Origin of the sequence: Maricaulis alexandrii, from assembly GCF_005871165.1 — a bacterium.
Lineage (GTDB): Bacteria > Pseudomonadota > Alphaproteobacteria > Caulobacterales > Maricaulaceae > Maricaulis > Maricaulis alexandrii.
Genome location: NZ_SWKP01000006.1, coordinates 434,582 through 460,819 on the forward strand (window position 1 = coordinate 434,582; position 26,238 = coordinate 460,819).

Annotated in this window: 23 protein-coding genes; 14 read left to right on the plus strand and 9 right to left on the minus strand. The window is 64.5% G+C overall.

Going from position 1 to position 26,238, the window contains the following annotated elements; all coding sequences use genetic code 11:
- Nucleotides 1–61 precede the first annotated feature (61 nt).
- Both carB and greA read left to right on the plus strand, forming a co-directional pair.
- Nucleotides 62–3,319 (plus strand): carbamoyl-phosphate synthase large subunit, encoded by a 3,258-nt coding sequence (gene carB / locus FCS99_RS08415; RefSeq protein WP_138511632.1) that lies wholly within the window; start codon nt 62–64, stop codon nt 3,317–3,319.
- Nucleotides 3,320–3,373: 54 nt separating this feature from the next.
- Complete coding sequence (gene greA, locus FCS99_RS08420) at nt 3,374–3,850, plus strand: transcription elongation factor GreA (RefSeq protein ID WP_138511633.1); 477 nt, start codon at nt 3,374–3,376, stop codon at nt 3,848–3,850.
- A 66-nt stretch (nt 3,851–3,916) separates the two neighbouring features.
- On the opposite strand, the gene FCS99_RS08425 is transcribed toward greA, so the two are convergent.
- The 5 genes from FCS99_RS08425 to FCS99_RS08445 all read right to left on the minus strand — a co-directional run bounded on the left by FCS99_RS08425 (nt 3,917) and on the right by FCS99_RS08445 (nt 8,284).
- Nucleotides 3,917–4,474: a hypothetical protein gene (locus tag FCS99_RS08425; RefSeq protein ID WP_138511634.1), complete on the minus strand. Its 558-nt coding sequence runs from the start codon at nt 4,472–4,474 to the stop codon at nt 3,917–3,919.
- Between the two features lie 326 nt (nt 4,475–4,800).
- Nucleotides 4,801–5,496, minus strand: a complete 696-nt coding sequence (locus tag FCS99_RS08430) for an outer membrane protein OmpK (RefSeq protein ID WP_171036296.1) — start codon at nt 5,494–5,496, stop codon at nt 4,801–4,803.
- A gap of 131 nt (nt 5,497–5,627) precedes the next feature.
- Nucleotides 5,628–6,197 carry a M23 family metallopeptidase gene (locus FCS99_RS08435; protein WP_138511636.1) on the minus strand — a complete coding sequence of 190 codons (570 nt, stop codon included), beginning with the start codon at nt 6,195–6,197 and terminating at the stop codon, nt 5,628–5,630.
- Nucleotides 6,198–6,272: 75 nt separating this feature from the next.
- Nucleotides 6,273–7,904 (minus strand): M23/M56 family metallopeptidase, encoded by a 1,632-nt coding sequence (locus tag FCS99_RS08440; protein ID WP_138511637.1) that lies wholly within the window; start codon nt 7,902–7,904, stop codon nt 6,273–6,275.
- The gene (locus tag FCS99_RS08445) at nt 7,901–8,284 is read right to left on the minus strand and encodes a BlaI/MecI/CopY family transcriptional regulator (RefSeq protein ID WP_138511638.1); all 384 of its coding nucleotides are present in this window, start codon (nt 8,282–8,284) and stop codon (nt 7,901–7,903) included. The genes FCS99_RS08440 and FCS99_RS08445 overlap by 4 nt, the downstream gene beginning before the upstream one ends.
- Nucleotides 8,285–8,405: 121 nt before the next feature.
- Here FCS99_RS08445 and FCS99_RS08450 point away from each other — a divergent pair, with 121 nt between their 5' ends.
- The 6 genes from FCS99_RS08450 to FCS99_RS08475 all read left to right on the plus strand — a co-directional run bounded on the left by FCS99_RS08450 (nt 8,406) and on the right by FCS99_RS08475 (nt 14,378).
- The gene (locus FCS99_RS08450; RefSeq protein WP_138511639.1) at nt 8,406–9,362 is read left to right on the plus strand and encodes a mitochondrial fission ELM1 family protein; all 957 of its coding nucleotides are present in this window, start codon (nt 8,406–8,408) and stop codon (nt 9,360–9,362) included.
- A complete protein-coding gene (locus FCS99_RS08455) occupies nt 9,362–9,802 on the plus strand; it encodes a beta-lactamase hydrolase domain-containing protein (RefSeq protein ID WP_138511640.1) in 441 nt (146 codons plus the stop codon). Before FCS99_RS08450 ends, FCS99_RS08455 begins: the two co-directional genes overlap by 1 nt.
- A gap of 105 nt (nt 9,803–9,907) precedes the next feature.
- Complete coding sequence (gene trxB, locus FCS99_RS08460; protein WP_138511641.1) at nt 9,908–10,852, plus strand: thioredoxin-disulfide reductase; 945 nt, start codon at nt 9,908–9,910, stop codon at nt 10,850–10,852.
- A gap of 87 nt (nt 10,853–10,939) precedes the next feature.
- Nucleotides 10,940–12,202 (plus strand): DUF547 domain-containing protein, encoded by a 1,263-nt coding sequence (locus tag FCS99_RS08465; RefSeq protein WP_138511642.1) that lies wholly within the window; start codon nt 10,940–10,942, stop codon nt 12,200–12,202.
- 163 nt (nt 12,203–12,365) lie between these two features.
- Nucleotides 12,366–13,358, plus strand: coding sequence for an aldo/keto reductase (locus FCS99_RS08470; protein WP_138511643.1), 993 nt, complete (start codon nt 12,366–12,368; stop codon nt 13,356–13,358).
- A 126-nt stretch (nt 13,359–13,484) separates the two neighbouring features.
- Nucleotides 13,485–14,378, plus strand: a complete 894-nt coding sequence (locus FCS99_RS08475) for a LysR family transcriptional regulator (RefSeq protein ID WP_138511644.1) — start codon at nt 13,485–13,487, stop codon at nt 14,376–14,378.
- A gap of 637 nt (nt 14,379–15,015) precedes the next feature.
- Here FCS99_RS08475 and FCS99_RS08480 read toward each other — a convergent pair.
- From FCS99_RS08480 to FCS99_RS08495, 4 genes are all read right to left on the minus strand, one after another.
- Nucleotides 15,016–15,483: a Dps family protein gene (locus FCS99_RS08480; RefSeq protein ID WP_138511645.1), complete on the minus strand. Its 468-nt coding sequence runs from the start codon at nt 15,481–15,483 to the stop codon at nt 15,016–15,018.
- Nucleotides 15,484–15,599: 116 nt separating this feature from the next.
- Nucleotides 15,600–16,805: a pyridoxal phosphate-dependent aminotransferase gene (locus FCS99_RS08485; protein ID WP_138511646.1), complete on the minus strand. Its 1,206-nt coding sequence runs from the start codon at nt 16,803–16,805 to the stop codon at nt 15,600–15,602.
- 137 nt (nt 16,806–16,942) lie between these two features.
- Nucleotides 16,943–17,398: a response regulator gene (locus tag FCS99_RS08490; RefSeq protein WP_233352708.1), complete on the minus strand. Its 456-nt coding sequence runs from the start codon at nt 17,396–17,398 to the stop codon at nt 16,943–16,945.
- The gene (locus tag FCS99_RS08495) at nt 17,364–18,983 is read right to left on the minus strand and encodes a sensor histidine kinase (RefSeq protein WP_171036297.1); all 1,620 of its coding nucleotides are present in this window, start codon (nt 18,981–18,983) and stop codon (nt 17,364–17,366) included. Before FCS99_RS08495 ends, FCS99_RS08490 begins: the two co-directional genes overlap by 35 nt.
- A 329-nt stretch (nt 18,984–19,312) precedes the next feature.
- On the opposite strand from FCS99_RS08495, the gene FCS99_RS08500 reads away from it, so the two are divergent.
- The 6 genes from FCS99_RS08500 (at nt 19,313) to FCS99_RS08525 (ending at nt 26,233) form a co-directional block, all read left to right on the plus strand.
- The gene (locus FCS99_RS08500) at nt 19,313–21,553 is read left to right on the plus strand and encodes a marine proteobacterial sortase target protein (protein WP_138511648.1); all 2,241 of its coding nucleotides are present in this window, start codon (nt 19,313–19,315) and stop codon (nt 21,551–21,553) included.
- Nucleotides 21,547–22,134, plus strand: a complete 588-nt coding sequence (locus tag FCS99_RS08505; protein WP_138511649.1) for a class GN sortase — start codon at nt 21,547–21,549, stop codon at nt 22,132–22,134. The genes FCS99_RS08500 and FCS99_RS08505 overlap by 7 nt, the downstream gene beginning before the upstream one ends.
- Before the next feature lie 96 nt (nt 22,135–22,230).
- On the plus strand, nt 22,231–22,995 hold the full coding sequence (locus FCS99_RS16190) for a hypothetical protein (protein ID WP_199288122.1): 765 nt from the start codon (nt 22,231–22,233) through the stop codon (nt 22,993–22,995).
- 206 nt (nt 22,996–23,201) lie between these two features.
- Nucleotides 23,202–24,224, plus strand: coding sequence for a threonine aldolase family protein (locus FCS99_RS08515; RefSeq protein ID WP_138511650.1), 1,023 nt, complete (start codon nt 23,202–23,204; stop codon nt 24,222–24,224).
- Between the two features lie 178 nt (nt 24,225–24,402).
- The gene (locus FCS99_RS08520; protein ID WP_138511651.1) at nt 24,403–24,666 is read left to right on the plus strand and encodes a hypothetical protein; all 264 of its coding nucleotides are present in this window, start codon (nt 24,403–24,405) and stop codon (nt 24,664–24,666) included.
- Nucleotides 24,667–25,888: 1,222 nt separating this feature from the next.
- Nucleotides 25,889–26,233 (plus strand): hypothetical protein, encoded by a 345-nt coding sequence (locus FCS99_RS08525; protein WP_138511652.1) that lies wholly within the window; start codon nt 25,889–25,891, stop codon nt 26,231–26,233.
- The last annotated feature ends 5 nt before the right edge of the window (nt 26,234–26,238 follow it).

Sequence of the window (26,238 nt, forward strand, 5' to 3'; positions counted from 1 at the left end):
GGCATTCCGGACCGGGAAGCCGCGACAGGCGCGCGCGCACGTAGATGAAGGCCGAAGCCCCATGCCTAAACGCACAGACATCCAGTCGATCCTGATCATTGGCGCCGGTCCCATCGTCATCGGCCAGGCCTGCGAATTCGACTATTCCGGTGTCCAGGCTGTGAAGGCGCTGAAATCCGAGGGCTACCGGGTCATCCTGGTGAATTCCAACCCGGCCACGATCATGACCGATCCGGAACTCGCCGACGCCACCTATATCGAGCCGATCACGCCGGAAATGGTCGCCAAGGTGATCGAGAAGGAACGCCCGGACGCGCTGCTGCCGACCATGGGCGGCCAGACCGCGCTGAACTGTGCGCTCGAGTTGAACAAGCGCGGCGTGCTGGACTTGTTCGGGGTCGAGATGATCGGCGCCAAGGCCGATGTCATCGACAAGGCGGAGAACCGCGAACGCTTTCGTCAGGCGATGGACAAGATCGGCCTGGAGAGCCCGCGCTCGCGGACCGTCCACTCCATGGCCGAAGCCGAAGCCGTGCTGCCGGAAATCGGCCTGCCGGCCATCATCCGCCCCTCCTTCACCCTGGGCGGGACGGGCGGCGGCATCGCCTACAATGTCGAAGAATACGAGGCGATCTGCAAAACCGGTCTGGATGCGTCTCCGGTGGACGAAATTCTCGTCGAGGAAAGCATTGTCGGCTGGAAGGAATTCGAGATGGAAGTGGTCCGCGACAAGGCGGACAATTGCATCATCATCTGCTCCATCGAGAATGTGGACCCGATGGGCGTGCACACGGGTGACTCGATCACCGTGGCGCCGGCCCTGACCCTCACCGACAAGGAATACCAGATCATGCGCTCGGCCTCCCTGGCCGTGCTGCGCGAGATCGGTGTCGAGACCGGCGGCTCGAACGTGCAGTTCGCGGTCAATCCAGAAGACGGCCGCATGGTTGTCATCGAGATGAATCCGCGCGTCTCGCGCTCCTCCGCCCTCGCCTCCAAGGCCACCGGCTTCCCGATCGCCAAGGTCGCCGCCAAACTGGCCGTCGGCTACACGCTGGACGAGATCGCCAACGACATCACCGACGGCGCCACGCCGGCCTCCTTCGAGCCGACGATCGACTATGTCGTCACCAAGATCCCGCGCTTTGCCTTCGAGAAATATCCCGGCGCCGACAACCGCCTGTCGACCTCGATGAAATCGGTCGGCGAAGTCATGTCCATGGGCCGCACCTTCCAGGAAAGCGTCCAGAAAGCCCTGCGCTCGATGGAAACCGGGCTGGACGGGTTCGACGAGGTCGAGATCGCCGGCGTCGACGAGGCCGCCAATGAAGACGCCCGCAAGGAAGCCGTCCGCGCCGCCCTCTCCATCGCCACGCCGGACCGTCTGCGCGTCATCGCCCAGGCCTTCCGCGAAGGCCTGACGGTCGAGGAAGTCCGCGCCGCCTCGCTGTACGAACCCTGGTTCCTGCGCCAGATCGAGGCGCTGATCCATGCCGAGGAAGACCTCGCCACTTTCGGCCTGCCCGGCGATGCCGCGACCATGCGCAAGCTCAAGGCGATGGGCTTCTCCGATGCCCGCATCGCCAAGCTGGTGAAGAAGGAAGAGGCTGAAGTCCGCAAGGCCCGCCGCGATCTGGGCGTCCGCCCGGCCTTCAAGCGCGTCGATACCTGCGCCGCCGAATTCTTCGCCGCCACGCCCTACATGTACTCCACCTATGAAGCCCCGGCCTTCGGCGGCGAGGTGGATTGCGAGAGCGACCCGACCGACGCGAAGAAAGCCATCATCCTGGGGGGCGGACCGAACCGGATCGGCCAGGGCATTGAGTTCGACTATTGCTGCTGCCATGCCGCCTTCGCCTTCGGCGATATGGGCATCGAGTCGATCATGGTGAACTGCAACCCGGAAACCGTCTCGACCGACTATGACACCGCCGACCGTCTCTATTTCGAACCGCTGACCATCGAGGACACGCTCGAACTGATCGCGAAGGAACAGGAGAAGGGCGAACTGCTGGGCGTCGTCGTCCAGTATGGCGGCCAGACCCCGCTGAAACTGGCCGGTGAGCTGGAAGCGGAAGGCGTGCCGATCCTGGGCACCGCGCCGGGCGCGATCGACCTCGCCGAAGACCGCTGGCGCTTCAAGGATCTGCTGGACCGGCTGAACCTGAAACAGCCGCCGAACGCAATCGCTTCCTCGGAAGAACAGGCCCGCGCCGAAGCAGAGAAGCTCGGCTTCCCGCTCGTCCTGCGCCCCTCCTATGTGCTGGGCGGCCGCGCCATGGAAATCATCCGCGAGATCGACAGTTTCGACCGCTATCTGCGCGAAGCCGTCCACGTCTCCGGCAAGTCCCCGCTCCTGCTCGACCGCTATCTGACCGATGCGGACGAGGTCGATGTCGACGCGATCTGCGATGGCGAGGATGTCTGGGTGGCCGGCGTCATGCAGCACATCGAGGAAGCCGGCGTGCACTCCGGTGACAGCGCCTGCTCCCTGCCGCCCTACAATCTGCCGCAGGAAACGATCGACGAGCTGAAGGCGGAAGCCGTCGCCATGGCCAAGGCCATCGGCGTGAAGGGGCTTATGAATGTCCAGTTCGCCGTGAAGAATGGCGAAATCTACGTGCTGGAAGTCAATCCGCGCGCCTCGCGCACCGTGCCCTTCGTGGCCAAGGCCATTGGCCAGCCGGTCGCCAAGATCGCCGCCAAGGTGATGGCCGGTGCAAAGCTGAAGGAATTCGGCCTGAAGGATCCGGCGCCGAAACACGTCTCCGTCAAGGAAGCGGTGATGCCCTGGGCCCGCTTCCCGGGCGTCGACCCGGTACTCGGCCCGGAAATGCGCTCCACCGGCGAGGTGATGGGCATCGACACGATGTTCGAGGGCGCCTTCGCCAAGGCCGAACTGGGCGCCGGTGTGCGCCTGCCGCGCTCGGGCGGGGTCTTCATCTCGCTCAAGGAAGGCGACAAGACTGCCATGGTCGAGCCGGTCCGCGTGCTCGCCATGCTGGGCTTCAAGATCCTGGCCACCGCCGGGACCGCCACCGTGTTCGAGGATGCCGGCATTCCGGTCACCCGCGTCAACAAGGTGTTCGAGGGCCGGCCGCACATTGTCGACATGATGAAGAATGGCGAAGTGCAACTGATCTTCAACACCACCGAGGGTCGGCAGTCGCATCTGGACAGCTATTCCATCCGCCGTACGGCGCTGGACATGAAGATCCCTTGCTACACGACCGCCTCGGCTGCACGGGCCGCAATTCTGTCCCTGCGGCGCATTGATGACGGAGCGCTTGAACCTGTGGCCCTGCAGACCTACTCTTGATGGTCAACTTCGTGGAGGCTAGCCTGCTCTCCACTCCCGAAGATAAGTGGTCGTATGAACAAGATCCCGATGACCGTCGCCGGGCATAAAGCCCTCGACGAAGAGCTGAAACGTCTCAAATCCGTCGAACGCCCGGCGGTGATCGCCGCCATTTCCGAGGCGCGCGAACATGGTGACCTGTCCGAAAACGCGGAATATCACGCCGCGAAGGAGCGCCAAGGCTATATCGAAGGCCGGGTGACCGAGCTGGAAGACAAGCTGGCCCGCGCCCAGGTGATCGACACGTCGAAAATGTCGGGCGACCAGGTCAAGTTCGGTGCCACCGTCACCGTGCTCGACGAGGACACCGAGGAAGAGTCGACCTACCAGATCGTGGGGGATGACGAAGCCGATGTGAAATCCGGCAAGATCTCCGTCTCCTCCCCCATCGCCCGCTCCCTGATCAACAAGGAAGTCGGCGACGTGGCCGAGGTCAACGCCCCGGGTGGCCTCAAGAGCTATGAGATCATGAATGTAAGCTGGGACCACTAGGGTCCGGGCATCATCGCTGAAATTTCAAACCGGCGCTCCGATGGGGCGCCGGTTTTGTTTTGGGAGTTAGCTAGACCCCCACAATTCCCAAAAACGTTGGAAGCCGTAAGTCGCTAGTCCACCGACAACCAACAGACTGCCCGCCCAGAGTCTCTTCTGTAGATCACCCCAAGCCCACTTAACGAAGGAACGCTCAGACTCGAATCTCAGCCGTAGCCCTTCAATATCCAAAAGCACACGCTCCGCATTTTCATCTGGCGCCATAAAATCTTCGCTGCAGACCCCGTCCGGCATGGCAGATTCTAATATCGCAAGCTCTTCGAAACATGCCGCTTTGGCTCGCTCGACCATTACTGCCAACGATTCTTTTGCTACATCGAAATCCGATTTCCTGATTGGTGAATGATCTATCGGATATTGCCCCAGCTTGGTGACGAGGGCGTCCCCATAGTCAGCAACGGCATCGGCCGCAGCACGGCGGATTTTGATAATTGTAGCTCCGGAGTAGACTTGGCCGCTCACGGAATGCTCCGCGAAGATTTGTTGGAAATTACCCGCAAGACGGCCCAGTGCAGCGTTCTGCTCATTCTTTGCATATCGTTGATAATAGTGCCCTGGCATCATCCGACCTTAAATCTCTTGCCGAGACTCCGCCTCAGGGGTTCAGCCGGGTCAAGGGTGAAACCGTGACACGGCGCTTCGCGCCCTTGACCCGGCTGAACCCCTGAGGCCCGCTGGCTGTCGTGAGATTTAAGACGCAGACCGCACGACGCGCGCCCTTATCCTCCCCCTTGATGGGGGAGGTGCCGGGCGCACGCCCGGCGGAGGGGGTGGGGGCGAAGTCTATCCGGCTACACAGAGATTCACCCCTTCCGTCCGGCAGTCGCCGGACACCTTCCCCATCAAGGGGAAGGATGGTTGGTCTTGAGCCTCTCAAGGCAACACGAACTTCACCTGGATCTGAGCCACGCTCTCATCCACGCCGGGCACGCCGAACTTGTTGTGCCAGTATTGGTATTCCACGCCGACCCAGACATGCTCCCAGGCCGGTGCCTGCCAGAGGAGACGCGGAACAACCAGCTGGTGCTCGGTCCCGAAACCCTCGGCACCGGCAAGGTCGGCAAAGCCTTCCGTGAGGAAGCGCTGCCCGCCCAGTTCGAAAGGCCGGTTCCAGGCCAGGCTGGTCTGCCAGGTCGAGCCCGGCCGCTGAGGATCATCGCGGTGATAGGCGTGGATGCGGAAAAGGTGAAACCGGGCAGGTCCAGATCGACCGCCGCGCCATAGAGTTGCCGGTCCAGCCCTTCATCGCCCAGTTCGAAGTTGCCGGCCAGATAGACATCGCTGACGAGGCCAAGCGCCCAGTCCTGGCCCGTCATCCGGGACAGGGAGAGACGCGGCGAGATTTCGCCATAGGCACTGCGTTGACCGTCGTCCCCGATCGTGAGATCGGCAAACACGAAGAGATCGCCATAGCGCCAGCGATTGGCGTGTTCCAGCGTGATGATCGTGCGGTCGCGATCCCCCAGCTCATAGGTCGAGCCGCGCAGAAGCTGGATGTTCTCGGTGTGGAATTCGATGAAATCCTGAGCCGAAACGGGCGAGCAGACAGCCAGAAGCGCCCCTGCCACACTGGTCGCCATGCGCATCATTACCCTCCCGCTTTGTCCTCCTCACACAACCGGATGATGGCCCGCACATACTAATCTTCTCCAAACCCGTCCCGTCATGCCTGCTCGAAATGCCGCGCGCCTCACCGCGCACAGCGAACAGCTCTGCGTCAGGCGCCGGTGCCGATACCGGGAATATGAAGGGCAGGATTGAGGGCTTGGCCGTTGCGGCGCACCTCGATGTGAAGATGGGGGCCGGTGGCATTCCCCGTCTCGCCAACACGCCCGATCTGCTCGCCACCCTGCAATTGCGTGCCGACACTGACATCAACAGCGGACAGATGGGCATAGAGCGTGATCCAGCCATTGCCGTGATCGATCAACACGGCCTGTCCCCAGGATGCAGAATTCTGATAGCCATAGCCGGCATGGATCACCTGCCCGGCGCCGGCAGCCCGGACAGGCGTACCGGTGGGCGCGGAAATGTCGGCACCGCTGTGACGGCGGGTGCCGCCACCGCGCGAGGCCCCGAAAGGCGAGTACAGGACCCCCGTCACGACCGGATAGCTGAACAGCGCAGCCGGTTCGCTCCCGGACGGCTCGGGGGCCGCCCGGCCCGGCGTTTGTCGGGTGGAGGTCGCGGGGTCCGGTGTCTGGGCACAGGCGGCCAGGCTGGTCAGGGCCAGAAGACAGGTCCGCCGGGACAGGGTGGGGTTTCGGGGTCGGCTTTGATCGGGCATGCGCGTCGTCCTGCCGGCTCGCGTTTTACGGGCAGACAGGACTATAGCACGCTTGATGGGCCACCGCTGAACGGATCAGTCCAGACCCGGCACCTGACCGGTCGGATCCACGCGTTCGCCATTGTGATGGAGCTCGACATGGACATGGGGACCGGTGACCCGCCCCGTGGCACCCACGCGGCCGATTTGGTCGCCAGCCGACACCCGGTCGCCGACCTGAACGTCGAAGCCTTCCAGATGGGCATAGACTGTCTGCCAGCCCTGGCCGTGGTCGATGGCAATCGTATTGCCCCAGGCCTCACTGCCGCGATAGCCGGCGGCGGCATGGACCACGACGCCCTCACCCGGCGCCGCGACCGGCGTGCCGCGCTGAACGGCAATGTCATAGCCATGGTGGAATATCGGGGCACCGGCCGGGCGCGCCGGACGCTCGCCATAACGCGAGGTGATCCGGCCCTCCACGACCGGATGGGTCAGCTGCGGGCTGGCTGGCGCGACGACGGGGAGCGGTTCAACCACCGGGGCCGGAACGACCTCGGACGCAGGCTCGGAGGCCGGCTCGAGAGCGCGCACCGGGACCGGAGCCGGATAGGGTTCCGATACGACGACCGACAGGGGCTCACCCTGCGGTGCCCGGGCCCGCACCCGCTGCTCCCCGACCGGCGTGACCGGTGCCTCCGCCGACCGGACGCGCGTGTCCAGCTGGACAATCTCGGCGCTGTCAGCGGGCCGCCGTTCGGTCACAAGGGCTTGGGCACTCGCCAGCGGCACAACGGTGGCCAGCACGGTGGCGGCCAGCCAGAGGGCCCGCCCCTTCTTCGCGGCGGTCTGGGTCATGATGGCTTGGATACGCATTTCACGAAGTCTCCTATTGGTGGGTCCGAATGCGGAAACGGTCGGTGCCGATGTCCGCATCATGTCGATCAGCGCGGCCGCATAGGCCTTGCGCTGCGCGCCCCCCAGCGCCGTCAAAGTGTCCCGGTCGCAGGCCATTTCCCGCGCGGCATGCAATTCCCGCTCGATCTGGCGGAGCGGCCAGTTGAACCAGTTGAGTGTGACAAGCGCGGCCCCGATCAGGCGATCCCGTTCATCGCCCCGCCGCAAATGGCTCAACTCATGGGCCAGCGCGTAGTGACGGGCTGACGGTGTCATCCCGCCTGCCTCCGGCATCACCACCACACCGCGCCAACCGGTCAGGAAAGGCGATATATCTGCCGGGCCCACGCGCATTTCCGGCGCCCGGATGCCCAGCCGCTGGGCCATCGCCTCCAGGGGCCGGCGCTCCTCGCGGCTCGCCTCGCGGCAGCGGCGAAGCCAGTTGCGGCGCGCGGCGTGCCGCAGGGCACACAGTCCCAGCATGAGGACGAGACCGGCCAGGTATGCCAGGGCCAGCGCATCGCGAACCGGCAGGTCGAACCGGACAGCCGGCGGCGCCAGCAGGCCGGTCGCCGGGACGGGGTCGGCGAAGGTCCGGGCGGGTCCCAGTTCCAGACCGCCCCCCTCGAACACGATCGGGGCCTGCGGCACCAGATAGATCAGCGGCGCCAGCACCAGGGGCAGGAGCGCCACCCATCGGGCCGCCCGCCAAAGAGAGACCTCGGCACCGGCAAACCGGTGCCGCAGGCCGCGACCGGCCAGCCAGACCGTCAGCGCCGCCAGCACGGACAATCCCGCGCCGACCAGCCAAGCATCCAGCAGGCCGCTCATGATGCGTCCTCCGCCTCATCGCTTTCCAGCAAACGGCTCAGGGCCTCGGCCTCTTCCTCAGAGAACATCTTGCTGCCGGCAAAGGCGGTGCCCGGCAGGGGCCCGTCCATCTCCAGCACATTGGCGGCAAACTCGCGGATCATCCGCCCCATCAGGGAGACCTTCTCCACCTGCGCCTCGAACACGGACAGGCCGTGCACATCCTTGCGGGCAATCAGCCCCTTGTCCGTCATCCTTGTCAGGAGGGTGCGCGTGGTGGAGTAGGACCAGCCGGTCGCCGCCACGATCCCGTCCTGCACTTCGCGGGCACTTTGCGGTCCGCTGGACCAGAGATGTTTCAGCACGGCCAGTTCGGCCTGGGAGGGGGCGGCAGAGCTCACGACAGGACTCACGATGTTGCTACATATGTCGCATTATGTGACACGTGTAGCGCGCGCCTGTCAACACTCCGTCTCCCTCCCGGCCTTGACGCCTGTGCAGGCACAATCTCTAAGTCGATCCATGTCGATGATGGACACCAAGACACCTGCCACGACGATCTGGATCGTGTCCGATGGCCGCCGCGGGATTGAAAACCAGGCTCTCGGCCTGGCCGAGGCTGTCGCCGCACGCCTGGCCTCGCCCTGCCGGATCGAGCGGGTCGTCATTCGCAAGGGTGGCTTGGTCGCCCTGCCAGCGGCCTCGCGCCCGGACCTCTGGATCGGCTGCGGCCGCGCTGCGATCAAGCTCGCCCGCAAACACCGGACGATCTTTCCGGACGCCTTCTTCGTCTATGTCCAGGATCCGCGTCATCGCCATGACGTGTTCGACCTGATCATCGCGCCGGAGCATGACCGTCTGGAGCGCCGCAATGCCGTCTCCATGATCGGCTCGCCCAACCGGATTGCCCGCGCCAGGCTGGATGAGGACCGGGCCCGCTTTGCCGATCGTATCGAGGCCCTGCCCGGCCCGCGCGCTGCAGTCCTGATCGGCGGCGCCTCCAAACGCTACAAGGTGACGCCGAAGATTGCCGATTATCTGGAAGCGCGCCTGGCGCATCTTCTCGACCAGGATGTCAGCCTGATGGTGACGGTCTCGCGGCGCACGCCCGATGCGATCCGCGCCCGACTTTCCGACCGTTTCGCCAGTCACGACCGGGTCTGGTTCTTCGATGGCGAGGGCGAGAATCCCTATTTTGCCTTCCTGGCCGCAGCCGACTGGATTTTCGTCACCGAGGAATCGACCAATATGCTGCTGGAAGCCGGGGCGACGGGGGCACCGGTCTATGTGCTGCCCATGGCCGGGGATCCGGGCAAGTTCGCCCGCCTTCACGCAGCCCTGGAGAGCCGGGGCATCACCCGTCCCTATCTCGGCCGGCTGGACACATGGACGTATGAGCCACTGGCCGAAACCGGCCGCATGGCGGACACGCTGCTGGATCGCTGGCCAGGACACGCCGCACACAAGGAGAGCGCCTGATGGTACCGGAAGGAAACAATATCGTCTGCCGCCACGGCCGGGTCTGGCTCGCCGGCCAGCCGGAAGAGGCCGACATCCGGGCCTGGGCCGATGCCGGCGCCAAGCTCGTGGTCAATTCGCGCACCCCGGAGGAGACAGCCCAACTGCCCTTCGACATGGCCGCCACGGTCGCCGGCTGCGGCATGAAATACGTCGAAATGCCGATCGGCGGGCCCTATGGCGCCAATCCGATCCACACAGCCGAACTGGCCCATCTCCTCGAGACCGAACCGGGCCATGCCGTCCTGCACTGCCGCACCGGGACCCGGTCCGCACATCTCTACGCCGCCCACCTCCTCGCCACCGGCCAGGCCGGCGGCAATCCGTTCCAGACCATGGGCTGGCCCGGTCCGGCCGACCCGTCCATGGTGCAAGCCCTCATCCCCGCCAATTCCGCATGACCGGATTGCTGCGCCCCACCCTGCACGGCGCAGAAAAGGCCCTATATAAGGCCCTCAACCGACCGCGCGGCCCGGCGCCGCAGACCAGACATCAAAGGTGAAATCATGTCCGAGACGCGTCATTCGCGCCTGATCATCATCGGCTCCGGCGCTGCCGGCTATACCGCCGCCATCTATGCCGCCCGCGCCATGCTGGAGCCGGTCCTGATTGCCGGCCTGCAGCCGGGTGGCCAGCTCACCATCACCACCGAAGTCGAGAACTATCCGGGCTTTGCCGACGTCATCCAGGGGCCCTGGCTGATGGAACAGATGCGCGAGCAGGCGGAAAAGGTCGGCACGGAGATGATTTCGGACATCATCGTCGAGGCGGACCTCAAGACGCGCCCCTTCGTGCTCAAGGGCGATAGCGGCACCACCTATACCGCCGACAGCGTGATCATCGCCACCGGCGCCCAAGCCAAATGGCTGGGCCTGGAAAGCGAGCAGAAATTCCAGGGCTTTGGCGTCTCCGCCTGCGCCACCTGCGACGGTTTCTTCTATCGCGGCAAGGAAGTCGTGGTCGTCGGCGGCGGCAATACCGCCGTGGAAGAAGCCCTCTTCCTCACCAATTTCGCCTCCAAGGTCACCCTGGTGCACCGCCGCGACAGCCTGCGCGCCGAAAAGGTGATGCAGGACCGCCTGTTCAAGAATGAAAAGGTGGAGATCGTCTGGGACAGCGCTGTCGAGGAAGTCCTCGGCGAGATGGACCCGCCCGGCGTCACCGGCGTGCGCGTCAAGAATCTCAAGACCGGCGAGACCAGCGAAATCCCGGCCCATGGCTTCTTCGTCGCCATCGGCCACGCCCCGGCCACCGAACTCTTCATCGACCAGTTGCCGACCAAGGATGGCGGTTATCTGGAAGTGGAAGCCGGGACGCCGAAGACGGCAATCCCCGGTGTATTCGCCGCCGGAGACGTTACAGATGATGTCTACCGTCAGGCTGTGACGGCGGCTGGCATGGGCTGTATGGCCGCGCTGGAAGCCGAACGCTATCTGGCGGCCCAGGAATAGGCTCGCACCTTTCCGATTTGCAACTTGGGCGGGCCCGTGAAGGCCTGTAAAAGCCTGTTCGTCTTATTGCGCTCACCGGGGGTTGGTATGCCGCGTATCCTGTCTGCTCTTCTCATGGCCACGGCTCTGTCCGCCGGCTCCGTCGCCGTGACCGCACCGGCCAGCGCCCAGGAAGCGGCCACCGCTCAGACGGCGGACATCTCCGTCTTCTACGGCCACAATCCGGATTCCACCCGCACGCTCGACTACACGGCCTGGAGCGATGTGCTCGGCGACATCGTCCTGCGCGTCCCGCCTTCGACCCGCGAGCCCGCCCGCGGCCGCCCGGTGCAGACCGGCACACGGATTTTCCGCGGCAATGCCACGCGCTACCGCTATGAAGCCAATCGCGTCGTCTATCACCTGATGGACGAGCCCTATGAAGAGGCCGTGCGCGATTTCCGCATCGCCATGGAAGCCCTGCCGGGCCGCATCGACTTCACCAATCTCAATCGCGACGAGCAGCTGGCCTACTGGCTGAACCTCTACAATGCGACCGTGATCGAGAACATCCTGGCGCGCTATCCGGAAACCCATATCGACCGCACCCGTGCTGCCGGCACGAATGAGCGCCTGTTCGACGCCAAGATCCTCAACGTCAATGGCGTGCCGCTCAGCCTCAATGATATCCGCCTGCACATCGTCTACCGCCTCTGGGACGATCCGCGCGTCATGTACGGCTTCCACAGTGGCACGATCGGCAGCCCGTCCATCCTGCGCAGCGCCTATACCGGCAATTCGGTCTGGGCACAGCTGGACCGCAATGCCGAGGAATTCATCAATTCCCTGCGCGGCGTGGAACGCACGCGCGATACGGTCCGGGTGTCCGCGGTCTATGACGAAGGCGCCCATTTCTTCCCGGACTATGACACCGACCTGCGCGCCCATCTGGCCACTTACGCCAATGCCGCCACGGCGGCCGAGCTGGACAATGCCCTGCCGATCGAAGCCGATGTCGAAACCTGGCTGATTGCCGACATGACGAATGGCGTGATCGGTTGCGGCGGTGGCGGCAGCCCGGTCCAGGTCTCCCAGCCGATCGGCACCAGCCGCGTCAATCTCAACAATCTGGACTGCTACACCATGCCGACCACGGGCCGGATCCTGATGGAGCATGTCATCGAGCGCCGGATCGAAATGTATCGCAATGGCGAGCTGGGCATTGTGCGCACCATCGACCTGCCGACCACGGATGACGGCACCCCGCCGCCGGCCGAGGTGCAGGGTGAAGATGCGCCGATCGTCAATCTGGCACCGACCTTCGGCGGCCAGTCCACATCCCGATCCGGCGAAAACCAGCCCGAGGGCTAGCGGAAACGCCAGCCCCGCAACGGCATCTGGTCGCATTAAACGCCCACGCATGGGCATACCAAATTTTCGAATTATCCCCGAAGGGGGATAAATGCTATTCTGTGTCTCCATACTGGAAAGGAGATGGCCCGAAGCAGGCCATCCCGCAGCGGGAGAGAGACACATGATCAAGCGAGAAATCGGTCATTCCGGCCTGTTCGTGAATCCGGTGGGTCTGGGCTGTATGGGCCTGTCGGAATTCTATGGTCCGGCGGTCACCACGGAAGCCGGCGTCAAACTCCTCCATGAAGCCATCGATGAGGGCGTCGACCATTTTGACACGGCCGAGCTCTACGGCATGGGGGCCAATGAGCGCCTGCTGGGCGAAGCCTTCCATGACCGCCGGGACAAGGTGATCATCGCGACCAAGTTCGGCCCCACCCGCGATCCGGAAACCGGGGCCATGACCGGGGTGGACGGGTCGGAAAAGAATATGCGCCGCGCCGTGGAGCAATCGCTCAAGCATCTGCGCACCGACCATATCGACCTCTACTATCTCCACAGGGTCGACCTCGACACACCGATCGAAGAGACGGTCGGGGCCATGGCCAAGCTCGTCGAGGAAGGCAAGGTCCGCGCCCTGGGCCTTTCCGAAGCCTCCGGCGCCACCCTGGTGAAGGCGAACACGATCCATCCGATCGCGGCCCTGCAATCGGAATACTCCATCTTCAGCCGTGACATCGAACAGACCCAGCTGGACGGCGTGCGCGAGATCGGCGCCTCCCTGGTCGCCTATTCCCCGCTCGGCCGGGGCATGCTGACCGGCGCCTTCACCCGCGGCCGCAAGCCGGAGAAGGGCGATTTCCGGCAGGGACAATTCCAGCCGCGCTTTGCCGAAGGCGCCTATGAGGCCAATCTCGACCTGGTCGAAGAGGTGAAAGCCGTGGCCGATGCGCTGGGTGCCACGCCCTCCCAGGTGGCCCTGGCCTGGGTGCTCGGACGCGGCGAGGACATCCTCACCATTCCCGGCACCACCAAGCTGGCCAATCTGGAATCCAATCTCGGCGCCCTGGAAGTGCGCCTTACCGACAATCAGACCGAACGCCTCAACGCCCTGGCCGACAAGGTCAGCGGGCCGCGTTACCCGTCCTCGCGTTCGGCCAATATCAACGCCTGATTCCTCCCCCTGGCGTTGGCAAGCCGGCCCCGGTGAGGGCCGGCTTGCGCATTTCGGGTCTCGCGATTTTGCCGCATGCGGATAGACTGGCGATCCGTAACATCTGATTCCGGCAAGGGGCGGGCCATGGACTGGGACAAGCTGAAGACCTTCCACGCCGCGGCCATGGCCGGGTCACTGACCAAGGCGGCCGAAATGCTGGGCCTGTCCCAATCGGCGGTCTCACGCCAGATCGCCGCGCTCGAGGATGATCTGGGCGTCACTCTCTTTCACCGCCATGCGCGCGGCCTGATCCCGACCGAACCGGGCAATCTCCTCTACGAAGCCGCCCACGAAATCCACGGCAAGGTCGCGATTGCCGAAGCCCGCGTCCATGATGCCCGCGATGAGCCCTCCGGCGAGCTGAAAGTCACCGCCCCGACCGCGCTGGGCGCCATCTGGCTGGCCCGGCGCCTGGAAGAATTCCATATCCAGTTCCCGCAGATCCGCATCCGGCTGATGCTGGACGACCATGAGCTGGACCTGGCCGGCCTGGAGGCCGAGGTCGGCATCCGCCCCTGGCCCTCCACCCAGAATGACCTGGTCCAGCGCAAGCTGATGTCCGTGCGCCAACACCTCTATGCCAGCCATGACTATCTGGAAAAGCACGGCACACCGAAAACACCGGAAGAACTGGATGATCACCCGATCATCCATTACGGCCCGCCGCAGCTGGCGCCGATCCCGGGACTGGACTGGGCGGCCAAGGTGGGCCGCGCCGACGGCGAACCGCCGCGCCCGGCCGTGATTGAGGTCAACACCATTTATGGCGTCATGAAAGCCGTCGAAGCCGGCATGGGCGTGGCCGCCTTGCCCGATTATGTCGCGCGCGAGAACGCCAATCTGGTGGAAATTCTTCCCGACGTGGAAGGCCCTGATTTCGAAGTCTTTTTCGTCTACCCCAGCGAGCTGCGCGGCTCCCGCCGCATTGTTGCGTTCCGCGATTTCCTGATCGAACAGGCCCGTCGCTGGGAGAGCTGAGGCCGCATTGTGTCCAACCCGGACACAATGCATGGCAAGAATGTGGCCAACCCGCGTTTTCGCATAACTGACATGATGCGATGGCTCTTCTTTTGCCTTCGCGAATGCAGCATATAGACACCCGACGCGGCGGCGACGTCGCGCCTCAGACCTCCCCTTCTGAGTTTTCGCACACCCTCTCCTCCCCATATTGGTGTGCGACATCGCGCCGGGCCCCGTCTCCTCCCCCTTGAATGGGTCCGGCGCCATCTTTTTCGGGCTACCCCGCCCGCTTCATACTTCAAAGCCCCGGTCCTTCATGGACCGGGGTTTTTCTTTGGCGGAACATTAGGTCTGACCAACAGCTTCCAGGATTGTCATCCCGGCCGAATGGCCTGCGAAAGCAGGCCGCAGAGCCGGGACCCATAAACACAGACCTCGCCCGAAAGCAGGCGCCGCTGTTCCTCTAAACTGGATCCGCACCGGGATTATAGGTCCCGGACTTCCTCCCGGCTCAAGGCCGGGCATCCATCCGGGATGACACATGTTTGGGCAGGAAGGCATGAACGATCAGCGGCAACACAAATTCGCCGCATGCAGCCACAAAAAAAGCCCCGGCACACAGGCCGGGGCTCTTCCATTCCAACTATCCCGCCAATCAACCAATCGTCGAGCGCAGCATCCAGGCGGTTTTCTCGTGCTCGGTCAGGCGCGGGGTGAGGATGTCGGCGGTGGCTTCGTCACCATTGGCATCGGCCAGTTCCAGCGCCTTGCGGATGGTGGCGACCACGGTCTCGTGACCCTTCACCAGGTCCTTCAGCATGTCATTGGCATCCTTGGCATCACCGCCGGACTTGATCGAAGCGGCTTCCTGCATCTCGCCATAGGAACGCGGGGCGACCACATCGAGGGCGCGGATCCGTTCCGCGATCACATCGGTCGCGGCCCACAGCTCATTGTACTGGACCTCGAACAGATTGTGCAGGTCGTGGAAGCGCGGTCCCGTGACATTCCAGTGATAGACATGGGTTTTGAAATAGAGCGCGTAGGTGTCCGCCAGGACAGAAGTGACGGCCTTGGCCATCGTTTCGCGTTGCGTGTCCGTCAGACCCATATTGATGCTCATTATTCTCTCCATTTTGGTTCGCGTGCGGCCAGGCCGCGGCGTCTCCGTCTATATGGGTGACCGAAATCCATAATTCAAATCAGGATTTATTGGGCCACCCATAGAGGAAGTCGATACTAACGGAGAGCGGCACAGAAACGCTGAATGCGTTTTCCAGCTTCGATGAGCGAGTCATCATCGGTCGCGTAGGAGATGCGGAAGCCCGGCTCCAGGCCGAAGGCCACGCCCGGCACGACGGAGACGGCTTCGGCTTCCAGCAGGGCCGAGCAGAAATCCGTATCCGTCTGGACCAGTGTGCCATTCGGCGCTGTCTTGCCGATCGCACCGGTGCAGTCGGCGAACACGTAGAAGGCGCCTTCCGGCGTCGGGGCCACCAGACCGTCCGACCCGTTGATCGCCTCCAGCACCAGGTCACGCCGGCGCAGGAAGGCGGCATTGCGGGCCTTCAGGAAGCCGTGATCGCCATTGAGCGCCTCGACCGAGGCGGCCTGGCTGATCGAGCAGGGGTTGGACGTGGTCTGCGAGGCGACCTTGCCCATTTCCTTGATCAGCGCCTGCGGGCCGGCCGCATAGCCGATCCGCCAGCCGGTCATGGCATAGGCCTTGGAGACACCATTCATGGTCAGGGTACGGTCATAGAGTTTCGGCTCGACCTGGGCGATCGTGGCGAACTCATAGCCGTCATAGACAATGTGCTCATACATGTCGTCGGTCATGATCCAGACATGCGGATGCTTCAGAAGCACATCGGCCAGGGCGCGGATCTCGTCCGCCGTATAGCCCATCCCGGTCGGGTTGGACGGGGAGTTCAGGATCAGCCAGCGCGTCTTCGGCGTGATCGCCGCGTCCAGCTGTTCCGGCGTCATCTTGAAATTCGTCTCGATCCCGGCGCGCACCGGCACCGGCGTGCCGCCGACCAGGTTCACCATTTCCGGATAGCTCACCCAGTAGGGGGCCGGGATGATCACTTCATCGCCCGGATTCACGCTGGCCAGCAGCGCATTGTAGATCACCGGCTTGCCGCCCGTGGAGACGTGCACCTGGGCCGCCGTGTATTCCAGACCATTGTCGCGGCGGAATTTCTTGACGATCGCGTCCTTCAGTTCCGGCGTGCCGTCGACATTCGTGTACTTGGTCTCGCCCCGGCGGATGGCGGCGATGGCCGCTTCCTTGATGTGGTCCGGCGTGTCGAAGTCCGGCTCGCCCGCGCCCAGGGAAATCACATCAATCCCCTTCGCCTTGAGCTCGCGCGCTTTCTGGGTGACGGTCAGCGTGGCGGAGGGTTTCACGCGCTGCAGCGCGCTCGAAGGCGTAAAAGTCATGGCATGGGTCCGGTGGATGAAATCAGCAGGAGTTTGCGAGCCTAGTCGGCACCGCCCGGCCCGCCAATCCCCCAGCCATGCAATCGCGCCCAGGCCCGTCCGCGTTTTTGCATGCCTCAAGACAGGAGCGGGCCCGATCAGTTCGGGAATTCGACACTCCGGTTGAAATCCCGGGCCAGCTGGATCACGCGCTCGAATTCCAGCCCGGCGCGGGCCTTCAGGATATAGCCGGCCACATGGGCATCATAGGCCGCCAACCGGTCTGCCTCGGCATTGGACGTGGTCAGCACGAAGACGATCGAGCGGTGCAGCTCGGCATCCCGGCGCATTTCCTGAAGGAATTCGATCCCGTTCATGCGCGGCATGTTGAGGTCGAGCAGGATGAGATAGGGGCCGTCAATCGGGTCATGGCCATCCTCGCCGCGCAGGACGGCCAGCGCCTCTTCGCCATTCCGCGCCATCCGGATCGGGTTTTCCAGACCCATTTCCTCGACGCTGCGCTGAAGCGTTTCCCGGTCCACTTCATCATCATCCACCATGAAAAACGTGACGGCGCGTTCACCGCGCTGACTTTTGATTATGTCGATGCTCACCCTTCACTCCCTTGGGCCAAGTGACAATAAACACGCTTCCCCGGGCCTGCTCCGGATCCGATTCAAGCCGGATTTCGCCGCCGGAATGCTTCAAAGCCTTGCGCACAATGGCCAGCCCGATCCCGCTGGCCTCCAACTCGTCGCGCGAGGTCAATGTCTGGAAAATCTCGAAAATCCTGGCATGGAAACGCGGGTCGATGCCCGGCCCGTCATCGGCGACACGCACAGCGACCCACTCCCCCAGGTCTTCCGCCGTGATCCGGATCTTTCCCTGCGGCCGGTCATGATGCTTCGCGGCATTGCTGATCAGGTTGAGCAAAGTGGCATCGAAAAGGCCCCGGTCCATTTTCAGCTCAACGCCTTTCAGGTCGACCTCCACAGCCATCCCTGCCGGCGGCGAGGCCAGGCTCACCACCTCGCGCACGGCCGTGTCGAGCTCAAAGCGTTCGGGACGGCGTTGGGACTGGCCGATCCGCGAATAGGACAGCAAGGCATCCAGCAGATCCTGCAATCGCTCGATCCGCGTATCCATCTGGTTCAGATAACGCGCGGTGCGAGGATCCGCGTCCTCTGCGAGATCCTTCTTCAACCAGATCGCCAATTGCCGGATTCCTCGCAGGGGGGCCTTCAGGTCGTGGGAGGCGACATGGGCAAACTTGTCGAGCTCCTGCACGGCGGCCCGCAAGTCCCGGTTCGCCTCCCGCAAGCGATGCGTCTCCTGCGCCCGGTGCACAAAATGCACAGCCACGCCGACCAGCACCGTCGCCAGCAACCCGACCCCCGCGACGATCTCCGGCAGAGCCGTCCGCGCAATCGCCGGGTCAATGGCCGCCAGCTGCGCCACACGTTGGGCCTCGTAATGGGTCAGCGCCACCCAAAGTCCCGCCAGCAGGGTCAATGATGCCACCACGACGGGCGACACGATGGAGAAGGAGCGCGACTGGCCACGCCGGCTTTCCAGTCGCCAGGCCTTGCAGGCGGCGCCGATCCCGAAAATCAGGAAGCCGACAGAGGTGTGGATCGCCATCCGGGTATGGACGCTCCAGCCGAACAGGACTTCCAGCCCGCTGGCATAGCCGGCCAGGGACAGAAGCGCGAGCCCGATCACGACCGGGCTGATGATCAGCAGGGAGCTGCGGGCCAAGGGGCGTTCTCCCGGCAGGGAGGCGCCGATCAGAAAACCGCCACACAGGACAAAGGCCACGGCCGTATTCGGCGCCATGCGGCCCGGGTGCGAGGTTTCCACCTCCGTGAAATGGGTCATGAACAATTCGTCCAGACCGAAAGACAGGCCGGTGAGGTACTGGATCAGGGTGAGACCGGCGATCAGCCCGATCGCCATCCCCAGCCCCGTTGCAAGCCGCCAGCGTTGCAGCGCGACCAGCCACAGCCCCGCTCCGGACAGCCCAAAACACAACGCCGTGTTGAATTGCATCGGTGTGAAGGTCGGATTGATCTGCACAATGGCCGGCGACTGAATCGCCCACCCGGACATTACGACACAGCCCATCAGCACGAGAAGGCTGGCACTGATCCGCACGATCAAGGCCGCCCAAGCCTGAAAACCCTTCGGAATTACAGACACAAGGCGAGAAACCTCACCAAACCTGTCGATGGGGAATATCCGGCCGGTCATGCGCGACATTCCAAGCCTGTTTCCATCAATCCAGAGTAACGCAGTCGGATTTGGCAGGCTACCCCGTGGTTGCAATCCAGGATCAAATTTGACGTTGCCGTAAACAAATCCTGTCCCCGGCCAGCGCCCCGTAATCGCCCAGATTTTCCCTGCTCTCGCCCTATTCTGGCCCTCTGGCATCCCTGATCCCGTTCCAGCGTGACAGTGGACAGGGACGCCGGCTGCCCCGCCACCTCACCTCGCAACGGGGCGGCCGGCACAACAGGGGAGACACCGGCATGGCGTCTGCGCACACATCTCACTCATCCGGCGGACAGGCCGGTTTCGGACTCATCCTCGCCATCGCCGCTTTTGCGATATCCGGCTTTCTCTTCTGGTCGGACGCCCGCGCGGACACGCTGGCCGAACCGGCAGATCCCCGGGCCATCGATGGCCTGGTCCGCCTGTCAGAGATGCAGGAAGGCGCGCTGCTGATCGAGACCGTCGAACCGGGCTACTACCTGCCCGCCCCCATGCTGGCGACCGACATGGCGGTCGAGATCGCCGGGCCGATCATCCGCACCACGATCACCCAGCGTTTCGAGAACCCGTCCGACCAGTGGGTCGAGGCGCGCTATGTCTTTCCCCTGCCCGCCAATAGCGGCGTCGATCGCCTGCGCATGCAGGTCGGTGACCGCTTCATCGAAGGCCAGATCCATGAACGCCAGGCCGCGCGCCGCATCTATGAGCAGGCCCGCGATAATGGCCAACGGGCCAGCCTGGTCGAACAGGAACGGCCCAACATGTTCACCACCTCGGTGGCGAATATCGGACCGGGCGAGACCATCATCATCCAGATCGAATACCAGGACGTCGCCCGCTTGCGTGACGGCACGTTCGAAATGCGGCTCCCGCTCGGTCTGACCCCGCGTTTCATTCCGCGCACCGACGACTACCTCCTGGTCAGCGAAACAAACCCGTCGCCTGCCGTCCCCGACGCCCACCGGATCACGCCGCCCGTCATGGCCCCCTCCAGCGAGCCGGGCGACCGCTTGCGCCTGCCGGTGACGATCTCGGCGCAGCTGCGCCCCGGCTTCGAGCTCGGCGAAATCACCAGCCTCTATCACGCCACCCGGATCGACCGGTCCGAACCGGACATCGCGCAGATCGAATTGGCCGATGGCCCGATCCCGGCCAATCGGGATTTTGTCCTGACCTGGCGTCCCGCCAATGAAACCGCGCCCAGCGCGTCGCTCTTCACCGAGGACTGGGAGGGCGAGACCTATCTCCTGGCCCAGATCCTGCCGCCCGCCACCCTGAATGCCGATGCCCCGCGCCGTCCGCGCGAGACCATCTTCGTGATCGACAATTCCGGTTCCATGGCCGGAACCTCCATGCGCCAGGCGCGGGACGCCCTGCTGGCCGCCCTCGACCGGCTCCAGCCGGAGGACCGGTTCAACATCATCCGCTTCGACAACACGATGGAGCAGGTCTTCCCCGCTCCGGTGGAAGCCAGTGATGGACGCCTGCGGCAGGCCCGCCGCTTCGTGCGCAATCTGGACGCTGAAGGCGGCACCAACATGCTGCCCGCCATGCGCGCCGCCCTGACCGATGACACACCGGAGGATACCAGCCGCGTCCGCCAGGTGGTCTTCCTGACCGACGGCGCCATCGGCAATGAGCGCGAGCTGTTCCGGGAGATCCACAACCGTCTCGGCCGCTCCCGCCTCTTCCCGGTCGGGATCGGATCGGCGCCGAACACCTATTTCATGGAACGCGCAGCCCGCGCGGGCCGCGGCACCTTCACCCATATCGGCGATGTGTCCGAAGTCTCCGAGCGCATGGCCCAGCTCTACACCGCGCTGGAACGCCCGGTGATGACCCATCTCGATGCCCTGTTCGCCGAAGGCACGCTGTCGGAGATCTGGCCGGCGCCGCTGCCCGATCTCTATTACGGCGAGCCCGTGCTCATGACAGCGCGCCTGTCCGATCCGGACGGCATGCTCCTGCTGGAAGGCCGCCTGGCCCAGTCCGGCTGGCAGACCCGGCTCGACCTCGCCGAGGCGCAACCGGCCGAAGGCATCGCCGCCCTGTGGGCCCGCAACCGGATCAAGGGGATCGAGGAGACCCGCTTCCAGGGTGCCCCTGCGGACCGGATCGACGCGGCCGTCCTGCAGACCGCCCTGGATTTCCACCTCGTCTCCCGCCTGACCAGCCTGGTGGCGGTCGACGTCACGCCGGCCCGCCCGGCCGACCAGCCGCTCAACAGCCAGGACATCGCCCAGATGACCCCGCACGGCTGGGACTTCGATGCGGTCACCCGCAATACCAGCCCGGTCGACCACGCTGCCCTGGACCCAGAGCTCCTGCGGCGCCTGCGGGTCCATGCCTCGCCGGAGGAGGCCGCGCTGGCCGCCGAAAACGGCCTGCCCCTGCCGGCCACGGCCACGCCGCGCGAGCTCCTGACCTGGCTCGGTGCCCTCCTGATGCTGGCTGGGCTGATCTTCCTGATGATGAACCGGGAGCGTCGCCTGTGGTAAGCCGCACCTCCCTCCTGCGGGGCGGCGCCATCGCCTGCCTCGCCGCCGGAGCCCTGGTCCTGGCCCAGGGTCTCTGGATCCCCGTGAAAGCCGACATTGCACAACTCCTTCTGGCGCAAGCCTGGACGCGTGCAATCGACGGAGAGTCCGCGCCAACACCATGGCCCTGGGCCGATACCTGGCCCGTGGCGCGGCTCTCCGTTCCGCAATTGGGCGAGCATGCCATCGTGCTCGCCGAAGCCGGAGGCGAAGCCCTCGCCTTCGGCCCCTCCCTGCTCAACGCCTCGGCGGCCCCTGGCGAGAACGGGGTGAGCGTCATTGCCGCCCATCGCGACACGCATTTCGCCTTCCTGCAACATGTGGAAGCCGGCCAGACCATTGTCGTGGAACGCCCGGACGGGCCGCCTGCGCTTTACCGGGTTACCGGCAGCGAGATTGTCGAGGCCGACCGGTCCGGCATCCAGGTCGAGGGCGGTCCCCCGCGCCTGGCCCTGGTCACTTGCTGGCCCTTCGGATCGATCACGCCGGGCCCGCTGCGCTATGTCGTCTGGGCGGAAGCTGTGGACATAAACACGATTTAAGCGCGCCCGCGCTGGTCAGCCCGCCCGCCCTCGTTTACCCCTGAAAGCGTCTTGACGGCGGGGGCCGAGCAGGAGTGTGGGTTGGGCGGTGAGTTTTTGACCGCGCCGAGTGAAACCGTGCGCCGCCGCATTGTGGCCGGCGGGCTCGCGCTCGCCATCAATACCGGCCTCATCGCGCTTCTTCTGTTTCTGCCGCGCACGCCGCTGGCAGACCCCGCGCCTGAAACCGTCGATGTCGTGCTCGTCACGCTGCCACCGCAAACGCCAGACCCCGAACCTGAACCCGAGCCCGAAGCTGAGCCGGAACCCGCGCCCGAACCAGAACCGGTCGAGCCGGAAACCGCGACCCCGGTCGAACAGACCCCAGCCGACCCGGCAATCCCCGAACAGCCCGCCGCGCCCGCCCCACTTGCCCGTCGCGACTCCCAAGGGGAGGACGAGGAGGACGAAACCGAAACTTCCCGGCCGGTCACCGGCGGCGGCCACCCGCAGACCGAATTCACCGGCGAGGCCCTGCCTTTCCCGGCCGGGCCGGGCTCGACCGGCTATGCCGTGCGCAATGCCTTCTGCCTGTCCAGCTCCGACGCCAATCGCGAAGCCGGGAATTGTCCGGACGGGGAGTGGAACGACATCGATCTCCTGCAGCATGTCAGCCCGGAAAAACTCGCCCGCGTCGAGGCCATGATGCAAATGGACCTGCAAGCCGGGATCGCCGAGATGCAAGGCGCTGACCGCCTCCCCGTCCGCGACCTCGCCGGCCAGCCCACCCTCGACAATCCCGCCAACCGCACCACCGGCGCCGCCGACCAGATGCGCGACACCCTGCCCGCCCTGCAACCGGACCCGGCCTTCGGGAATTAGGGCGCTTAAGCCCCCTCCTTCCCCTTGATGGGGAAGGTGCCGGGCGCATGCCCGGCGGAAGGGGTGAAAGCGCAAAGCGCTTTCGGATTCTCTGAGCGTCACCCACTCCACCGCTTCGCGGTCCCCCTCGCCCATCAAGGGCGAGGAGAAGGACAACCCAGCACCGCCCGATTGACGCCAACCGCCAACTCGCCTCCATTGGCGTCATGAATTTCCTGTCTGATACGACCGCCCCCGCCCATCCGGCCCTCATCGAGGCCATCAGCGCCGCCAATACGGGCTTCGCGCCCAGCTATGGCAATGATCCGGTCTCCGCCCGTGTCGAGACCAAGCTGAAAGAAATTTTCGAGACCGATCTGAAAGTGCTCTTTGCAGTCTCGGGAACGGCATCGAATGCTCTGTCCCTGTCCGTGCTCTGCCCCAATCACGGCGCCATACTGTGCCATGACGAAGCCCATATTCACCGAGATGAGCGTGGCGCGCCGGAATTCTTTACCGGTGGCGGCAAGCTGATCCCGCTCCTGGGCGATCATGCGAAAGTCTCATTGGACGCCCTCGACCGCGCGCTGGGCGAGATCCCGGAAGGCTTCGTCCATTCCAGCCCGGTGCGGGTCCTCTCCCTGTCCAACCTGACCGAAAGCGGCACCGCCTACACACCGTCCGAAGTCGCCGAGCGTGCCTCACGGGTCAAATCCCGCCCCGCCTTCGTTCACATGGACGGCGCCCGTTTCGCCAATGCCCTGGTAACGCTGAACTGTTCGCCGGCCGAACTGACCTGGAAGGCCGGGGTCGATGCGCTCTGCTTCGGGGCCACCAAGAATGGCGCCATGGGGGCCGAAGCCATCATCCTCTTCCCCTCCGTCATGGACCGGTTTGAGGAACTCCAGGCGCGCCAGAAACGCGCCGGCCACATGGCCCCGAAAATGCGCTTCCTGGCCTCGCAGTTCGATGCCTGGCTGCGCGATGATCTCTGGCTCGACCTCGCCCGTACAGCCAATGCCCGCGCCCGGCGTCTCGCCGACGGTCTGGCCCAGGCGAATGGCGTGGAAGTCCTCCACCCCGTCCAGGGCAATGAGATCTTCGCCCGCATTCCCGAAGCCCTCGGCGACCGCCTCATGGCCGCCGGCGCCGGCTTCTACCAATGGCCGGACGGTTCCTGCCGCTTCGTGACGTCCTGGTGCACCGAGCATGCGGAGATTGATGCGCTGCTGGCGGCGGCGCGGGGCTAGGCCGGACAGGTCTAGGCATCGGGGAGAGCGGGCGGTCCATGACGGATCAAATGCCCACCTTCTCCCCGGGGAGAAGCTGCCCTGAAAGGGCGGATGAGGGGGATCAGCGAGGTCTTCGCGGTGACAGGTGGCAAACCGGGACAGCCACAATCAGGCCTGCTCCATTTCGGCGAAAAATGTGTCTGTCCCGTTTTTTTCCGGCGAGCCGGACGGCCTCACCCGGCGCGCGCCCTGGCTCGACCGGATCGCCGACTGGCCGCGCTATCTGGCCGAGGGCACAAGCGCGTGGCAGGAGGCCCTGCTAGGCGATTTCGCACAGTCGGGATACCCGCTGGGATCGGACGCCTGGATCGATGCGCTGGAAACCAAATCAGGCCGCCGACTCAGACCGGGCCAATCCGGACGCCCGAAACGGCGGAGCGGAAAGCCGCCGGATGATTAAATCGGTACGTGTCCCCGGTTTTCCAAAGCGAATTTGAACTCGGATTCTGAACCCCCGAGATCGTCTTCAGTTCCACGCGCGTTCCACTGATATTGAAGTCCGGCGTTCGATTTCGGCCCGTGGGAATGGACGAGACATTGAAGCCCCGGCTCATTTCATATCGCACAAACGACTGTTCTGCCAAAAAACGGGGACACACACCATTTATCCCGCTCCCGACCTCGGTCGCCCGTGTGGTCTGGGACGCAATCGTCGGCCGGATTTGGTTTCCAGTCCAGCGAGCCATGCGTCCGCGCCCATGGGGAAGCCGGTCTCCGTGACATAGCCCAGCCGCGCGTCCCCGTCCGCGCTGAGCCCATCCGGCGCCCCGGAATTCGGAAAACTGAGGGACATGTACCTTCGGTACGTGTCCCGGAGAAAACCGCGAAGTGAGAGCCTTTGTATTCCCCTTCCCAGGACACGTACCAGAGGTACATGTCCCTCGCAGCGCCCCCAACTTATCCCCACCCCCACAAACCCGTGACAGACTCATCCTCGACGTCCGGGAAGAGAGGCGCGAGCTCAGTCCCTTGTGCCCGGAAGTGTGCGGAGCCTGTCCGCGCGAGGGGGTGACATCCCGAGCTCCGGCAGGGCGTCCGGCCCGGTCTGACGGCACTAAACGCCCGAGCCGAATACCGGCCGGATTGGAAACGGGGGCGAGAGCGTCCGGGAAATATCCGCGTGCGGGAGGCAGACGCCTGTCACACACACGTAGAACACACGCCGGCAGACAGTCGCCGGCCTCCCGCACTCCTCTCATACCGCCAGGCGGAAACGCCGTGGCGCTATAGCCTCTCCATCAATCGCATCACCTTGTCATCCCGGATGGATGCCCGGCCTTGAGCCGGGCGCAAGTCCGGGACCCATTTGTGCCCAAGGCACGATAGGTCCCGGCGCTATGCCCCGCTTTCGCGGGGCGACCGGCCGGGATGACAAAGGAGAGGTGGTTCAGCAGAAAGAGAACGCATCTGTCGCACCCACCGCATTTTTCCCGGACGTGTTCCGGGGCCGACCGAAGGCGCCGCATCCTCATCCGATGAAAAGGCGGAACACTTGTTGGCCCCGGGACTTCGCCCGGGGCAAAAATGTTGAGCCCCCCCCAACCCAATGCCCCTTGCCACACCGGAACAAAACAAGTACACCCTTTGCATGCATTGCAAAAACAAACACGCAGGAGCCCGCCATGACCGACCGGACCGCGATCGCCTTCACGCTCGCCGAACTGGGATTTGACGCCTATGGCCGCGTGGTGGTTTCCGACCAGGCGGCAGCGCGACGGATGCTGGATCTGTTCGAGCGGGCCGATGCCCTGTCCTGTCAGACCGGGTGCGGTCTGCCATTGGCCTGTGACACGGCGCTCATTGCCCGAAGCGAGCTGACGGGGATGGGGCCGGGCCTGCTGATCAATAATCCCGATTTCGCGACCATTATCCGCAAGCGCAAGGCCGTCGGCGCCGAAGAGGCCGTGATCGCGTTTTCACTCTATCGCAGGGTGGAGGAGACCCAGGCCGCGTTCGAACCGGCCTGATCCCG

Excerpts from the sequence above, each read along its gene's own strand:
- carB (WP_138511632.1), top strand. The coding sequence starts at position 62 with ATGCCTAAACGCACAGACATCCAGTCGATCCTGATCATTGGCGCCGGT.
- greA (WP_138511633.1), top strand. The coding sequence starts at position 3,374 with ATGAACAAGATCCCGATGACCGTCGCCGGGCATAAAGCCCTCGACGAA.
- FCS99_RS08425 (WP_138511634.1), bottom strand. The coding sequence starts at position 4,474 with ATGATGCCAGGGCACTATTATCAACGATATGCAAAGAATGAGCAGAAC.
- FCS99_RS08430 (WP_171036296.1), bottom strand. The coding sequence starts at position 5,496 with ATGCGCATGGCGACCAGTGTGGCAGGGGCGCTTCTGGCTGTCTGCTCG.
- FCS99_RS08435 (WP_138511636.1), bottom strand. The coding sequence starts at position 6,197 with ATGCCCGATCAAAGCCGACCCCGAAACCCCACCCTGTCCCGGCGGACC.
- FCS99_RS08440 (WP_138511637.1), bottom strand. The coding sequence starts at position 7,904 with ATGAGCGGCCTGCTGGATGCTTGGCTGGTCGGCGCGGGATTGTCCGTG.
- FCS99_RS08450 (WP_138511639.1), top strand. The coding sequence starts at position 8,406 with ATGTCGATGATGGACACCAAGACACCTGCCACGACGATCTGGATCGTG.
- FCS99_RS08455 (WP_138511640.1), top strand. The coding sequence starts at position 9,362 with ATGGTACCGGAAGGAAACAATATCGTCTGCCGCCACGGCCGGGTCTGG.
- trxB (WP_138511641.1), top strand. The coding sequence starts at position 9,908 with ATGTCCGAGACGCGTCATTCGCGCCTGATCATCATCGGCTCCGGCGCT.
- FCS99_RS08465 (WP_138511642.1), top strand. The coding sequence starts at position 10,940 with ATGCCGCGTATCCTGTCTGCTCTTCTCATGGCCACGGCTCTGTCCGCC.
- FCS99_RS08470 (WP_138511643.1), top strand. The coding sequence starts at position 12,366 with ATGATCAAGCGAGAAATCGGTCATTCCGGCCTGTTCGTGAATCCGGTG.
- FCS99_RS08475 (WP_138511644.1), top strand. The coding sequence starts at position 13,485 with ATGGACTGGGACAAGCTGAAGACCTTCCACGCCGCGGCCATGGCCGGG.
- FCS99_RS08480 (WP_138511645.1), bottom strand. The coding sequence starts at position 15,483 with ATGAGCATCAATATGGGTCTGACGGACACGCAACGCGAAACGATGGCC.
- FCS99_RS08485 (WP_138511646.1), bottom strand. The coding sequence starts at position 16,805 with ATGACTTTTACGCCTTCGAGCGCGCTGCAGCGCGTGAAACCCTCCGCC.
- FCS99_RS08500 (WP_138511648.1), top strand. The coding sequence starts at position 19,313 with ATGGCGTCTGCGCACACATCTCACTCATCCGGCGGACAGGCCGGTTTC.
- FCS99_RS08515 (WP_138511650.1), top strand. The coding sequence starts at position 23,202 with ATGAATTTCCTGTCTGATACGACCGCCCCCGCCCATCCGGCCCTCATC.
- FCS99_RS08525 (WP_138511652.1), top strand. The coding sequence starts at position 25,889 with ATGACCGACCGGACCGCGATCGCCTTCACGCTCGCCGAACTGGGATTT.